The following is a 12,732-nucleotide window of genomic DNA, read 5'->3' on the forward strand; positions in this document are numbered from 1 at the left end:
TCGCGTCCAATCATGGCCGCGCCGAGAAGGATACCAGACCATGCGCAATTCCATGCTTGTCCTTGCAGCACTTGCAGGCCTCACAACCTTCGCCCTCCCCGCGGCTGCTGAATCGGACGAAGGATCATGCGGAGCGCCATCGTCCGTTGTCCCGTCCGGCCCGATCGACCTGCAGGCCATCCCGATGCAGGACGCCACCACTTCGAAAGCCATCAAGGGTGATGACGATGCGTGTGACGACCGGCAGGGCGATGAGGCCGACGAAAACGACTAGATCTCTCGCTCGCAGTGCGCGGCCCGTCACAGCACATAACGCTCACAAATGTCGTCGGCCACGGCTCGCTGCAAGGCTGGCCATTGTCCTAAGTCCCTACCAATTTGTGGAGAGTTTTCGTGGTTCCCATTCAGCACATCCACCCCAGTCTTGTTCATTTTCCTATTGTTCTGATCTACACTCTTGCAGCTATCGACCTTGTGGCGCTGGCAGGCGGCAGCGCCGTCACCAGGAAATCGGGCGTCGGCACGATCTCAACCTTTGTGGCCCTGGCTGCCGGAGTGTTCGCCATTGGGACCTGGTTCTTCGGCGGTCTCGCCCTGGATCACGCCGAAGCGGCCGGCTTCAGCAGCGATATCGCGGAAATCCACGAAAGCCTGGGGGGCATTACCGCCTTTGCCTTCCTGATTTGGGGACTTGTGCGGCTCGCACTTTGGGTACGGAATCGCGAGTTTCGTGCTGTAACGATGGCCATCCCTTTGATCGAAATTTGCGGAGCGATTCTGGTCACTGCGACAGCCTATTATGGTGGACTGCTTGTCTACGAACTTGGCGTGAATGTCGCCAAGACCGCTATCGCTGGTTGACCGGCAGGCGCCCATTCGTGACCCCAACTCTGGACCATATGCCTCGATGGAAAAATGATTCAGATCAAGGTGCTTCGAGCATGTGAAGCCTAAGAAGCCGGAGGTTTGGAAAAACTCCGGAGAGCCAACATGCAAGCCGCAGCCATAATGAGCAAGCCAGTCGTCGGCATAGACCCGTCCGCATCGATCGCTGAAGCGGCCGGGACCATGCTCGTCAAAAGGATTAGCGGCTTGCCCGTCATTCGCGGCGACGGCACCCTGGTGGGGATCGTCAGCGAGGGCGATTTCCTACGTCGCGGGGAACTGGGCACCCAGCGAAAGCGCTCGCGCTGGCTGGAGTTTCTCGTCAGCCCCGGAAAGGCAGCCGATGAATATGTCCACGCCAACGGGCGACAGATCGAGGAGGTAATGTCGCAAGATGTCGTCACGGCATCCCCCACCGCATCGATCACCGAGGTCATCGATCTCATGACGCGTCACAACATCAAACGCATTCCTGTCGTCGACGCTTGTAAGGTCGTCGGCATAATCACCCGCTCCGATCTTCTGCGGGCATTGCTCAGCGTGCTTCCGGATGCAGCCCCCGCAGCTATCGATGACGAACAGATTCGGCAGAACATCATTGCCGAGCTAGCGTCGCAGAAATGGGCCGGCAAGGACTTGATCAACGTGACGGTGAACAATGGCGTGGTGAAACTGAGCGGGGCCATCTTCGACGAACGCGAGCGGCAGGCAGCCATTGTGGCGGCCGAAAACGTCGCCGGCGTCAAAGCTGTCGAGGACGATCTCTTCTGCGCCGATCCCGTATCCGTCATCCTTGTTTCGTAGCGAAGGCCCGACCACCGCCGGGTTGATGTCGCGAGCCGCCGTGCCAGCGGGGCTTAACAGTGCATTGGAGCATGGCCTACCAGCGAAACAGGTTCACGCTTACGCTTCGCTGCGCTCAGATCGCGACTAGAAGTATCAATGGCCGAAGGAGCAACAGCGCGAATGCAACAAGCGCCGCGCCGGCAACTCTCTCTACCATTCTTTTGCCTCCGCTGAAGCGCCGACCTAGCAACAGCCACAACGATCCTGTGGCAGCTGTCATCACCAACAGCGCAACCCAGAAGATTCCCAGCGCGCGCGGTTCGATGTTCATCGGCACGATAGCCAGGCAATAAATAAAGGCCTTCGGATTGAGAGCACTAGTCGCCGCAATCGAAATGGCGTCGCCGCTTTTGGAAGCGTTGATCCGGGCGCTCGCTGTCAGACGCAGGCCCAGAATTATGAGCCATCCGGCTGCCACCAGCCTAAGTATTTGAATGGCCTCGGGCGGCATCAAGGGACGTAGCGAAAACCAGCACGCGCATGCGATCCCGTATCCGCAAGCCTGAGCGGCCAAAAGCTTGACCGAGTTCTCTCGCTTGACCGCCCCCGCCATCAAAAGAGCGTTGGTAGGCCCTGGCGCGACAAAGAGCAGAAATGCCTCCAGAAAAAATAAATTGTCCAAGCTGCCTGGTCCCGTGGAATGCAAACTTATCAACCGAAAAATCTGGTCTGTGTTGACCCTCATCAGAACACGGACGGCACGACCTCGTCGAGGCTGACAGCTCGATGTCCTAGCGTTGCCCGGCCGCATGCTGCAGTCGAGCGATAAGGTCGCTGTTGCGGCAATAGTCCGGCGGCTCGCTGGCATGCTCGTGTTCATCGAGCCAGGTCATGCATTCGTCCTGATGGCCGCAGGCACGGCAGCGGTTCACCGCCCGATTGGTGACTGCCGCATGGTCTGCCACGACCTTCAGTTGTCTGTCGACGCCGAGCTTCTGCATCATTCGATCCATTAGAGCCGTTCTGGCATCGACCGAAATCAGGTAATCGAGAAAGGTCATGTTGATCACTCCTGCCTACTGGCTAATCTTGCCGCTGTTGGCGACGGGTGGCGTTGATCTCGATCAACAGGCGGCGTCCTTGCCAACCCCTGAGCCCTGGAAAGGAAGCATGGCGCGCTAAACAGAAGTGACGAGCCGGTCGACAAAGGGCCGCTGACCGGCAAGCAGTTTTGCCCGGGCCAGGTCTCGATCCAGCCATGCACAGCGATCCACCTCGGGAAATGACTGCATGCGGCCGCTGCGTCGTGGCCATTCCATCTCAAACATGTTGCTGCGCAACGTCGCGGTATCGAAATCGCCTTCAAGCGCGAAAGCAGTAATGAGTTTGCTCTTTCGCTGGCGCAACTCTCCCAGATTGAGCAGGGCTCCATTTGGCTCCCAACCTGTCTCTTCCTGGAATTCGCGCCGCGCCGCCGCTTCTGGCAGTTCGCCTTCGCCATACTCGCCCTTGGCGATGGACCAAGCGCCAAGATCTCGGCTTTGCCAGAAGGGGCCGCCCGGATGGACAAGCAGCACCTGCAGCCCATTGCTCGATCTGCGATAGGGCAGAATGCCCGCGCTTCTTTTCATCATCGCTTCAAGCCTCCCCAAACGGCCTATGATCTCGGGTAGGCCGCATGAGGCTTGGGATCTCCGTGCATCAACTGCCCCGCCCTCTTCCGGTGCGACTGGCGGCTCTCTTGCCCGAAGAACCAGCGCTTGGTCGCCTCCGAGGCCAGGAGATAGAGCGCGGTGATTGCGACAAGCCCGGCAAGCACGGGCAGCGGCAAAGGCACGAAGCCGAACCAGGCGGCAAACGGCAGATAGGGGATCATGATCGCGGCGACCCCTACACCCAACGTAAGCCAGGCCAGCAACGAGCTCGGACGGCTCGTCCAAAAAGCTCTGTGCGTGCGCACAATGAGCACGATTGCAAGCTCTGTCAGCAACGATTCGACAAACCAGCCGGTCTGGAATGCAGCTGCCGTGGCGTGCGCGAAGAACAGCAGGAACGCGAACGTCGCGAAATCGAACAGCGAGCTGACCAGGCCAAAGCTGATCATGAACCGCCGCACAAAACGGATGTCCCAGTGACGAGGCCGACGCAGTTGGTCGGCATCGACGTTGTCGCTGGCGATGGCGAGCGAAGGAACATCCGAAAGGAAATTGTTGAGCAGGATCTGCTTTGCCAGAAGCGGCAGGAAAGGCAGGAACAGCGAGGCGACAGCCATGCTGATCATGTTGCCGAAATTGGCGCTGGTGGTGATCGAAATGTACTTCATCGTGTTGGCAAATGTCTTGCGGCCGTCGTCGACGCCGCGCACGAGCACGCCCAAATCTTGCTTGAGCAGGATGATATCGGCCGCTTCGCGCGCGACATCGACAGCGGTGTCGACCGAGATGCCTATGTCTGCCTCATGAAGGGCGGGCGCATCATTGATGCCGTCGCCAAGGTAACCAACGACATGGCCCCTGCTCCGCAAGGCCTGGACGATGCGCTCCTTCTGGTTGGGATCGATCTCGACGAAGAGATCGGTGTGCTGCACGCCCGCAAAGAGCGCGCTCTTGGTCAATTTCGAAAGCTCCTCGCCGGTCATGATCCTGTCGGCGCGCAAGCCGACCGCTTGTGCAAGATGCGCGGCAACGTAACGGTTGTCGCCCGAAATGACCTTTACCGCGATGCCGCGGTGGGCGAGCTCGGCAAGCGTCTCCGTGACGCCTTGCTTTGGCGGATCGAGGAAAAGCAGGAAGCCCACGAAGGCGAGATCGATTTCGTCTTTCCTGCTGAACGTTTTCCGGCTCTCGAATCGACGGATTGCCAGGCCCAGAACGCGGTAGCCGTCCGCGCTCCAGCGCCGGAATTTCTCGTCGATCGCCGCACGCTGCTTCTCATCGAGGGGTTCGAGCCCATTCGTCGTGGTGACGAAGCCGCACGTTTCGAGGACATTCAGTACGGCACCTTTGGTGATCAGAAGATCTTCGGCATCCTTGGTCCGCACAACAACGGATAGGCGCTTGCGGATGAAATCATAAGGAATCTCGTCGACCTTGGTGAAAGCGGCTAACGATGCGCCCTCGCTCGGCGCACCGGCGATGGCTTCGTCCAGCGGGTTCTTCAGTCCGGTCTGCAGGGTTGCGTTGAGACGTGCCCAAAGCAGGAGGTCGGTTGACGGATTGCCGTCGACATCAAGCCATCCGTCAAGGTGGATCACGCCTTCCGTCAGCGTGCCGGTCTTGTCGGTGCAAAGCACGTCCATGCTGCCCAGATTCTCGATGGCGTCGAGACGGCGCACTATGACGCCATTGGCAGCCATCGCCCGAGCCCCTCTAGCCAGCGTCACACTGATAATGGCCGGAAGGAGTTCCGGCGTAAGACCAACCGCCAGTGCCAGCGAAAACAGCAGCGATTCAATCAGTGGGCGATGCAGCATCAGGTTGGCGAAGAACACCAGGATGACAATCGCCAGCATGATCTCGGTCATCAGATAGCCGAACAGTCTTATGCCCCGGGCAAACCCTGTTTCGGGGATTTGCCGCTCCAGGGCCGCAGCGATCGATGCGAATTCAGTGCTGGCGCCGGTCGCTGCCGCAAGCACGGTTGCAGTGCCGCTGCGAACCGAAGTGCCCGTGAAAACGGCATTGCTGCGCTGTGCGACGGAAGCCTCTGGCGCCGACCGCCCCGGTGCCTTCACGACGGGAAAGGTTTCGCCGGTCAGCACGGCCTCGCTGACGTTGAAATCGCGCGCGTCCAGAATGATACCGTCCGCGGGAATGAGGTTTCCGGCGGAAAGGCGGATCAAGTCGCCCGGCACGATATCTTCGGCAGCAACCGAGCACTCGACGCCATCACGCAACACTATAGCCTTGTGCGAAATACGCTGTTTCAGTGCCTCGGTCGCCCGCGACGCACCATATTCCTGCGTGAAGCTCAAGACGCAGCTTGCCAGAACGATCGCGCCGATGATTGCAGCCTCCTGGCCCTCTCCGACGAAAGCCGACACGCTGGCTGCGAAAATGAGGATCAGGACCAGAGGGCTCCGGAACTGGCGGGCAAACACGATCAGGGCCGACGCGCTCGACTTCGACGCCGGTGTGTTTCGACCGAATCTTGCGAGCCTCGATGCGGCCTCGGCAGCCGCAAGCCCCGAGGCAGACGTCTCCAGGCGTAGCAGGAGGTCATTGGCCTCGATCGACCAATAGGCACTACCGTCCGGCGAGACGGATTTCTGGTCAGCTTCGCTTATCATCAATACGACATGAAGCGGCTGATGCCGCTCTCTTCGATGAGCGTGCGGGTGACGCCGCCGAACGCCCATTCCCGCAAGCGGCTATGGCCATAGGCGCCCGAGACGATCAGGTCCGCATGGATCGAGCGCGCGAAGGTCAGCAACCGATCGCCATCAGCCTCGCCGGCGATCAGTTCGGTTCGCGCCCTGACGCCGTGGCGGTCGAGAAAGACGGCGACATCGTCGAGGCTGTCACGGCTGGTTTCGTTGCGGTCGCTGTCTATCGTGGCCACAACAACTTCGTTGGCCTTTGCCAGAAAAGGCAGCGCATCTGCTAGCGCACGCCGAGCCTCCCTGGTGTCCTTCCAGGCAACCAGCACGGTTTTTGCGCGAATATGCTCGATATTGCCAGCAGTGACCAGGACCGGCCGCCCGCTACCGAGTGCAAGGCTGCCGACATCCACGGCGCGAAAGACGTTGTCTCCATCCACGCCGCCGGTGACGATGAGGTCGGCGGCCCTGGCCGAAACGCTGAGGAACCGGGTCGGACTGCAGACGGCTTGTCCCCATTCGCTTGTGATCGAAGCGGGTACCAGCGTCTCGAACACGTCACGCAATTCGGCAAGCCGTTTCTCGATTTCCGTTCGCTGGATCTGCATGACCTCGCCCTCGTAGACCATGCCATCGCCTGTCGCGACCAGAGGCGGGACATCAGCTGCCGCCAGGCCGATCAGATGCGCTCCAAATCGTTCGGCAAGTTCGATCCCCACCTGCACAATTGGGGCAGGTGCAGCATCGATGGCGAGGTTCACGATAATTGACCTGTAGGACATTGCGGGTGCCTTTCGCTGGAACGGTGCTATGCGTGATGGATCGCACGCGCCGGCGCCCGATGCCTTGACGCGCGTCAAAGACCGCCAATTGCGCCCGCCAACTGAATCTCTTGCGGAAACGTCGTCTCGATCTGTTTTGCCTGTGCGACGAGAAGTGATAGTAGCGCGGGTAGCACCGTCTCGAACCCAGGAATTTCAGGTGATCAAAGACGAAGAGCTCAGTCTGTCGCCCGGCGGAATGACATTGAAATCACTTTTGTCACGAATGTTCGATCAGGCTCCGGGCTTTATAGCTCTCATGCGCGAGCCAGGTCATGTTTTCGAACTGACCAATGCCGCCTACCAGCGGTTGATCGGCGACAGGCACGTGATTGGAAAGTCCGTGCGGACCGCCTTTCCCGAACTCGAAGGACATGAGTTTTTCGAACATCTGGACCATGTCTACACAACCGGCGAGCCCTATATCGGCCACGGGGTGAAGGTTGGCCTTCGCAACAAAGCCGATGGACCGGTCGAAGAGCGCATCCTTGATTTTGTCTATCAGCCGATCAAGGCCGACGATGGCCGTATCGCCGCGATCTTCATTGAAGGCACGGATGTCAGCGAACTCTCCTTTGCAAACGCAGCACTTCGGCTGCGCGAGGACCATTTGCGATCGATCCTGGCAACAGTGCCTGATGCAATGGTCGTCATCGACGAGCAGGGCGGGATTCAATCCTTCAGCACTGCCGCCGAAACTCTGTTCGGTTACCAATCAGGTGAAGTCATTGGTCAAAACGTGAAAATGCTGATGCCTGCGCCCTACCGTGATGAGCATGATGCCTATCTGCTTCGCTACCTGACGACGGGCGAGCGCCGGATCATCGGGCTCGGGCGCACCGTTACCGGGGCACGCAAGGATGGCACGACTTTCCCGATGGAACTTTCCGTCGGCGAGATGCATCCGGGAACCGGACGCTTCTTTACCGGCTTTTGCCGCGACCTGACCGAACGCCACCGGGCAGAAGCAAGAATCCAGGAGCAGCAGCAGGAGCTCCTCCATATGGCGCGTTTTACCGCACTCGGCGAAATGGCCTCGACGCTCGCTCATGAGATCAACCAGCCGCTCACCGCCATCACGAACTACCTCAAGGGCAGTCGTCGGCTGCTCGAGAAAAGCACGGAAGAGAACGCGCCCATGTTGCGGGATGCCGTGGACAAGGCAGCTGAGCAGGCCCTGCGGGCAGGAGACGTCATCCGTCATCTGAGGGATTTTGTGGCAAGGGGCGAAAGCGAGCGTCAGGTCGAACGACTCCCATCACTGATCGAGGAAGCCTCTTCACTGGCCCTTGTCGGCGCGAGGGAGATAAATGTCCTGGTCAGCTACAAGCTTGACCCCGGCGCCGAACTTGTCTTGACCGACCGCATCCAGATTCAGCAGGTTCTGCTCAACCTGATGCGCAACGCGGTGGAGGCCATGCAGGACGTGCCCCGCCGCGAATTGAAAGTCACAACCGTTGCCCGCGATGATGGGATGGCCGAGGTGAGCGTGATCGATACCGGCCCGGGTCTTGCGCCGGAAGTCTCGGCACAACTTTTCCAGCCATTTGTAACCACCAAGAAGCAAGGCATGGGTGTTGGCCTTTCCATTTGCCGCACCATCGTCGAATCGCACGGCGGTCACATATGGGCCGAAGCAATGCCGGCCGGTGGAACCGCTTTCCGGTTCACCTTGCGCATCGTAGAGAAAGAAGAGGTCACAAATGGCCGACAGTGATCTGGTGCACGTGGTCGATGACGACGTCGACGTTCGTAAGTCGCTCGGTTTTCTTCTGGCCACAGCAGACTTCGCTGTGCGCCTGCACGAATCGGCCACAGCTTTTCTATCGACGGCGACGGACAATCTCGACGGCTGCATCGTCACCGACGTACGCATGCCGGGCATAGACGGCATCGAGTTCCTGCGCCAGCTCAGAGCGGGTGGGCATACAATTCCGGTTATTGTCATGACGGGCCATGCCGATGTGGCACTCGCCGTTCAGGCGATGAAGGAAGGCGCCTCCGATTTCATCGAAAAGCCGTTCGACGACGAATTGCTGATCGACGCGATCCGCTCCGCTCTCGCCAACCGCAACCAGGTCAATGCAGCGCATCCGCAGTCCGCGGATATCCGCGGGCGTCTGTCGACCTTGTCGGAACGCGAGCGGCAGGTACTGGACGGGCTTGTCTCGGGTCTGCCGAACAAGACCATCGCCTATGACCTTGGAATCAGCCCGCGTACAGTCGAGATTCATCGTGCCAATGTCATGAGCAAGATGGGCGCGGGCAGCCTGTCACATCTTGTGCGCATGGCGTTGATCGTGGAAACCAGACCCTAGGGAGAGCCTTCGAGAGGGTTGCCAATTCTGGCCTGAACCTTCTCCTCCTCCCAATCGCGCCAGTGCGTCGGCCGGATGTCAACACGGGCGCCGGTGGTGGCGTTCTTCCAGCCTTCTTGACTCCTTACGCACGGAAATACGAGCGCATGCGTCCCCTCTTCGTCGAAGACGGCGAGTTCGAGGTCGCGACCATACGGTGCGCTTAGGATTGGGTTCCACATCGTCTTAGCTTTGACGGAAACAGCGCGGCGCGCTTTGACCTGGATCATTTTCAAGAATTGCTGAACCCTTGTCCGCAAGACGGCACTTGCCTTTGATCGTGATCAAGGACGCTCCCGGTGCGCAGCCTATCATTCCAGTTCAAAGGAGAATTGCGATGCAATACATCAAGGTCGACGAAGCGCTATGGGCGTCCAGCATGCTGCCCGAGGGCATCCTGGAGCGTTGGTTCATTGCCAGCGGCGACACAATCAAGGCCGGCGAGCGAATAGCCGAAGTTCGCGTCGAAGACGCGCTTCACGAGATTGTCGCGCCGGCAGGTGGCCGCGCGACGATTGTCGCCGCAGCAAATGCCGTCATCGAACCCGGCTCGATCCTGGCAACGCTGGAGTTCCAATCCGCGTGAGGCATTCGACCCCTCACCGCGACGATTGCGCTCATCAACAACAACTCAAGGACGTATAGACATGCAGACCCAACATGCCGTCGCCTGGCTGGACCATCGCGAAGCCAAGGTGTTTTTCTTCAACCGTGAGACAGCCGAAAGCGTAAGGCTTGCCACCACACTGACGCATCATCAGACCCATAACAAGGCAGGCACCGTCGACGGCAAGCGTGCGCCGGAAGACGATGCCTTCTACCACGATGTCGTGAAAGCCCTGCAGCCGGCGAAGGAATGGCTGATCGTGGGACCAGGATCGGCAAAGGATGAACTGGCCAAGCATATCCGCGATTACCATCCTCACCTGAAGGATCGCATTGTCGGCGTCGAACCGGCGGATCATCCCACGGAGGCCCAGATCGTGGCGCATGCGCGGACGTTCTTCCGTGCCGCTGACCGGATGTTGCCCTAGCTCAGTCTGGAGTTGCTCTGATGAGCCGCGATCGGCTGCGAGGTCGACTGCATGTTACAGAGCGGCTTGGATGAATTCCAATCGCGCAGCGAACCGTCAGGCTCGGTCGGCCGCTGCGCCTGTGACCTCGATCACGGTTGCTGCAAACTGCTGATATAGGCGATTATCGCCTCGATCTGGTCAGGGCTCGCAACCCACTCGGGCATGTCCGGATGGCCGGTCAAAATGCCCTCGGCGAGGGCTTCCTCGAGATCCGTGATCGGATAGCGCTTCGACAAGGTGCGAAACGCCGGCGCGTCGGGATGGGTGCTTTTATCGGTTTTTCCAATGGCGTGGCAGCGGGCGCAATTGACTTCCACCAACGCCTTTCCGTGATCCGCTATGCTCTCAGCCACGGCTGGCAGCACGGAACCAAGCAACATCGCCACAAGGGCGCAAACCCATCGACGCCGCCGCCAGCGACGCGCATTGTCCATATAGCCACTCATGGTTGCAGGCCTCCGCCTTTCGATCTACGCAACCGTCTTCGCCGCTGCGTCCTCGATTGCGGTTCTGGCTTCCTTGCGCACGCGCTTGGCCGTTTCCGATGCGAGCTTGGAGGTCAGGCCCGCGACCTTGCCGGCTTCGGTTGTGTATTCCAATGTCGCATTCTGCAGGAAAGTGGTGAAAATGTCGAAGGCATCATTGAACTCAGCGCCGTCGATCAGGTCACCGGCCAGCTTTACATCCTGCTCGTAGCGATGTTTCAGAAACCCCAGCGTTTCGATGTGATAGCGCATCATCACCTTGAAAGCATGTGCCTGAAGAGACGCCGCAGCGAGGACGACCTTCTGGCCATTCTCCACCATCGGCAATAGTTGCATGCCGAATTGCGACGGTTGGGGATGGGTCTGCATGATCGATACTCCATTGTGAAGGTTCAAACAAAAGTGTTCGCCCTACGACGCTAACGCTATTCGTCGCCAGGTCGTTGATCCGGATCAATCGGGCGCACCGATATCGTTCCCGCGTTTGACACGCATCAAGGTCGTTGCCCGTTCTTCGTGGCTAGCTCGCTTCAACGCAAAAGGGCTGCAGCGATGGCTTTCAAAACGATCATGGTTCATTTGGACGTGGACGCCATCGCCGCGCCATGCATCTCCATGGCTTGGGATCTTGCTCAACGGCATGATGCCAATTTGATCGGCTTCTGTGCAGCCGAGCCGCATTTTATCATGCCAACCGGCACCGACGACCAGGCCGTCACGAAGGCGATGTGGGCTCAAGTGGAGCAGATTGAAGGTCGCCTCGACAGCTTGAGAGAGGAATTTCTAAGTATCGTCAACGGCAGCAATCGTGCCTCGTGGCGTGGCGAAATTGGCAATCCGAACGGGCAGCTTGCGCTCAACGCGCGTGCCGCCGACTTGATCCTCACTGGCTCGCCGGCGACCGATCTGGTGGTCGACCATCACCGCACCCTGGACACGGGGAGTCTCATCCTTGCAGCCGGCCGCCCAATACTTGTGGCGTCACAAACCTATGCCTCGATCGACGCCGAAAGGATCCTGATAGCATGGAGCGACACGCGGGAAGCGCGCCGCGCTGTCGTCGACGCCATGCCCTTCCTGATCACGGCCAGGGATGTCGTGATCGCCATAGTGGACCACGGAAGCCCGGCGCCTCACGACAATGTGGCGGACGTCGAGATGTTCCTGGCGCGCCACGGCGTGAAAGCGCGATCGGAAGTTCTGGACGCGCGCCAATGCGAACCGGCGGACCTGCTCCTCCAGATTGGTCGGGAGATTACGGCCGATCTGATCGTTATGGGTGGCTACGGTCACAGCCGCGTCCGGGAAATGGCCCTTGGCGGCGTGACGCGTTCTGTACTGCGCAGCGGATCATTGCACCGCTTCATCTCGAACTGAGCAAAAAGACATCTCAGGCTCCGTGATGTTGACATGAATCAAGGTCGGCCTTTCCCGCAAACAGTTAAGGCTAGCCCTTGCCAAGTTGAGTGTGGCTGATGAGGTACGGGCGCAAGACACCGCAGGCAAACGCGGGCGTGCAGAGCAACTGTCATGCAGGCAGTAAGACTTGGCAAGGGGCCGCCGCACCGGCCTTACGTCAATAGATGAAAATCCAAGCAGCATGGGCGGCGCGGCGGCACCAGCGATTGCTAAACAGGCAAAGGAATTTCGGACATGAACTATCAGCGGTTCTTTGAGGAAGCGATCGACCAGCTCCATGCCGAGCGGCGCTACCGCGTCTTCGCCGATCTCGAGCGCATCGTCGGCAAGTTTCCCCGCGCCATCTGGCGTTCCAATGGCCGCGCCGAGGAAATCACCGTCTGGTGCTCCAACGACTATCTCGGCATGGGCCAGAATCCCGATGTCATCGCCGCGTTCCAGAACGCGGCCGGCAAGATGGGCTCTGGCGCCGGCGGCACCCGCAACATTTCAGGTACCAGCAACCCGCTGGTCGAGCTCGAAGTGGAACTTGCCGACCTGCACGACAAGGAAGCGGCCCTGGTCTTCACCTCCGGCTTCGTCTCC

At 59.5% G+C, this 12,732-nt stretch carries 17 protein-coding genes; 9 read left to right on the forward strand and 8 right to left on the reverse strand.

The annotated features are described in order from the left end of the window. Positions 1-40: 40 nt before the first annotated feature. The 3 genes from AC1D1N_RS26165 to AC1D1N_RS26175 all read left to right on the forward strand — a co-directional run bounded on the left by AC1D1N_RS26165 (position 41) and on the right by AC1D1N_RS26175 (position 1,689). The gene (locus tag AC1D1N_RS26165; RefSeq protein ID WP_436261594.1) at positions 41-274 is read left to right on the forward strand and encodes a hypothetical protein; all 234 of its coding nucleotides are present in this window, start codon (positions 41-43) and stop codon (positions 272-274) included. 119 nt (positions 275-393) lie between these two features. Continuing rightward, positions 394-861 (forward strand): DUF2231 domain-containing protein, encoded by a 468-nt coding sequence (locus AC1D1N_RS26170; protein ID WP_436261595.1) that lies wholly within the window; start codon positions 394-396, stop codon positions 859-861. Positions 862-990: 129 nt separating this feature from the next. Next, on the forward strand, positions 991-1,689 hold the full coding sequence (locus AC1D1N_RS26175) for a CBS domain-containing protein (RefSeq protein ID WP_436261596.1): 699 nt from the start codon (positions 991-993) through the stop codon (positions 1,687-1,689). 115 nt (positions 1,690-1,804) lie between these two features. Here AC1D1N_RS26175 and AC1D1N_RS26180 read toward each other — a convergent pair whose 3' ends face one another. The 5 genes from AC1D1N_RS26180 to AC1D1N_RS26200 form a co-directional block, all read right to left on the reverse strand. Next, the gene (locus AC1D1N_RS26180; RefSeq protein ID WP_477351894.1) at positions 1,805-2,353 is read right to left on the reverse strand and encodes a LysE family transporter; all 549 of its coding nucleotides are present in this window, start codon (positions 2,351-2,353) and stop codon (positions 1,805-1,807) included. Between the two features lie 109 nt (positions 2,354-2,462). Next, on the reverse strand, positions 2,463-2,732 hold the full coding sequence (locus AC1D1N_RS26185; protein ID WP_112562303.1) for a DUF6455 family protein: 270 nt from the start codon (positions 2,730-2,732) through the stop codon (positions 2,463-2,465). A gap of 117 nt (positions 2,733-2,849) precedes the next feature. Next, positions 2,850-3,305, reverse strand: a complete 456-nt coding sequence (locus tag AC1D1N_RS26190) for an NUDIX hydrolase (RefSeq protein ID WP_477351896.1) — start codon at positions 3,303-3,305, stop codon at positions 2,850-2,852. A 23-nt stretch (positions 3,306-3,328) separates the two neighbouring features. Beyond that, the gene (gene mgtA, locus AC1D1N_RS26195) at positions 3,329-5,959 is read right to left on the reverse strand and encodes a magnesium-translocating P-type ATPase (protein WP_477351898.1); all 2,631 of its coding nucleotides are present in this window, start codon (positions 5,957-5,959) and stop codon (positions 3,329-3,331) included. Further along, positions 5,959-6,771, reverse strand: coding sequence for a universal stress protein (locus AC1D1N_RS26200; protein ID WP_477351900.1), 813 nt, complete (start codon positions 6,769-6,771; stop codon positions 5,959-5,961). Before AC1D1N_RS26200 ends, mgtA begins: the two co-directional genes overlap by 1 nt. Positions 6,772-7,009: 238 nt before the next feature. On the opposite strand from AC1D1N_RS26200, the gene AC1D1N_RS26205 reads away from it, so the two are divergent. Together AC1D1N_RS26205 and fixJ are read left to right on the forward strand one after the other, a co-directional pair. After that, positions 7,010-8,527 carry a PAS domain S-box protein gene (locus tag AC1D1N_RS26205; protein WP_477351927.1) on the forward strand — a complete coding sequence of 506 codons (1,518 nt, stop codon included), beginning with the start codon at positions 7,010-7,012 and terminating at the stop codon, positions 8,525-8,527. After that, a complete protein-coding gene (fixJ, locus tag AC1D1N_RS26210) occupies positions 8,514-9,128 on the forward strand; it encodes a response regulator FixJ (protein WP_112562159.1) in 615 nt (204 codons plus the stop codon). The genes AC1D1N_RS26205 and fixJ overlap by 14 nt, the downstream gene beginning before the upstream one ends. Here the strand turns inward: fixJ and AC1D1N_RS26215 are convergent. After that, entirely contained in the window at positions 9,125-9,397 is a 273-nt protein-coding gene (locus AC1D1N_RS26215) for a hypothetical protein (RefSeq protein ID WP_477351902.1), read from the reverse strand. The genes fixJ and AC1D1N_RS26215 overlap by 4 nt on opposite strands. A gap of 107 nt (positions 9,398-9,504) precedes the next feature. Here AC1D1N_RS26215 and AC1D1N_RS26220 point away from each other — a divergent pair, with 107 nt between their 5' ends. After that, complete coding sequence (locus AC1D1N_RS26220; RefSeq protein WP_112562158.1) at positions 9,505-9,753, forward strand: lipoyl domain-containing protein; 249 nt, start codon at positions 9,505-9,507, stop codon at positions 9,751-9,753. A gap of 61 nt (positions 9,754-9,814) precedes the next feature. Then, a complete protein-coding gene (locus tag AC1D1N_RS26225; protein ID WP_477351905.1) occupies positions 9,815-10,201 on the forward strand; it encodes a translational machinery protein in 387 nt (128 codons plus the stop codon). Positions 10,202-10,332: 131 nt separating this feature from the next. Here AC1D1N_RS26225 and AC1D1N_RS26230 read toward each other — a convergent pair whose 3' ends face one another. Together AC1D1N_RS26230 and AC1D1N_RS26235 are read right to left on the reverse strand one after the other, a co-directional pair. Beyond that, complete coding sequence (locus AC1D1N_RS26230; RefSeq protein WP_436261603.1) at positions 10,333-10,689, reverse strand: c-type cytochrome; 357 nt, start codon at positions 10,687-10,689, stop codon at positions 10,333-10,335. 24 nt (positions 10,690-10,713) lie between these two features. Then, a complete protein-coding gene (locus AC1D1N_RS26235; RefSeq protein ID WP_112562155.1) occupies positions 10,714-11,097 on the reverse strand; it encodes a phasin family protein in 384 nt (127 codons plus the stop codon). 183 nt (positions 11,098-11,280) lie between these two features. Between AC1D1N_RS26235 and AC1D1N_RS26240 the strand changes: the two genes are divergently transcribed. Then, positions 11,281-12,105 (forward strand): universal stress protein, encoded by an 825-nt coding sequence (locus AC1D1N_RS26240; RefSeq protein ID WP_112562154.1) that lies wholly within the window; start codon positions 11,281-11,283, stop codon positions 12,103-12,105. A gap of 276 nt (positions 12,106-12,381) precedes the next feature. Then, on the forward strand, positions 12,382-12,732 hold a 351-nt coding region (locus tag AC1D1N_RS26245), incomplete at its 3' end, for an aminotransferase class I/II-fold pyridoxal phosphate-dependent enzyme (protein ID WP_477351253.1).

Source organism: Mesorhizobium sp. P2_B5 (assembly GCF_056404775.1).

What these genes read in the sequence shown, in the direction of transcription:
- AC1D1N_RS26185 (WP_112562303.1), bottom strand. Translation starts at nt 2,732, where the DNA reads ATGACCTTTCTCGATTACCTGATTTCGGTCGATGCCAGAACGGCTCTA.
- AC1D1N_RS26235 (WP_112562155.1), bottom strand. Translation starts at nt 11,097, where the DNA reads ATGCAGACCCATCCCCAACCGTCGCAATTCGGCATGCAACTATTGCCG.
- AC1D1N_RS26165 (WP_436261594.1), top strand. Translation starts at nt 41, where the DNA reads ATGCGCAATTCCATGCTTGTCCTTGCAGCACTTGCAGGCCTCACAACC.
- AC1D1N_RS26205 (WP_477351927.1), top strand. Translation starts at nt 7,010, where the DNA reads ATGACATTGAAATCACTTTTGTCACGAATGTTCGATCAGGCTCCGGGC.
- fixJ (WP_112562159.1), top strand. Translation starts at nt 8,514, where the DNA reads ATGGCCGACAGTGATCTGGTGCACGTGGTCGATGACGACGTCGACGTT.
- AC1D1N_RS26200 (WP_477351900.1), bottom strand. Translation starts at nt 6,771, where the DNA reads ATGTCCTACAGGTCAATTATCGTGAACCTCGCCATCGATGCTGCACCT.
- AC1D1N_RS26230 (WP_436261603.1), bottom strand. Translation starts at nt 10,689, where the DNA reads ATGAGTGGCTATATGGACAATGCGCGTCGCTGGCGGCGGCGTCGATGG.
- AC1D1N_RS26190 (WP_477351896.1), bottom strand. Translation starts at nt 3,305, where the DNA reads ATGATGAAAAGAAGCGCGGGCATTCTGCCCTATCGCAGATCGAGCAAT.
- AC1D1N_RS26240 (WP_112562154.1), top strand. Translation starts at nt 11,281, where the DNA reads ATGGCTTTCAAAACGATCATGGTTCATTTGGACGTGGACGCCATCGCC.
- AC1D1N_RS26215 (WP_477351902.1), bottom strand. Translation starts at nt 9,397, where the DNA reads ATGATCCAGGTCAAAGCGCGCCGCGCTGTTTCCGTCAAAGCTAAGACG.
- AC1D1N_RS26225 (WP_477351905.1), top strand. Translation starts at nt 9,815, where the DNA reads ATGCAGACCCAACATGCCGTCGCCTGGCTGGACCATCGCGAAGCCAAG.
- mgtA (WP_477351898.1), bottom strand. Translation starts at nt 5,959, where the DNA reads ATGATAAGCGAAGCTGACCAGAAATCCGTCTCGCCGGACGGTAGTGCC.
- AC1D1N_RS26175 (WP_436261596.1), top strand. Translation starts at nt 991, where the DNA reads ATGCAAGCCGCAGCCATAATGAGCAAGCCAGTCGTCGGCATAGACCCG.
- AC1D1N_RS26220 (WP_112562158.1), top strand. Translation starts at nt 9,505, where the DNA reads ATGCAATACATCAAGGTCGACGAAGCGCTATGGGCGTCCAGCATGCTG.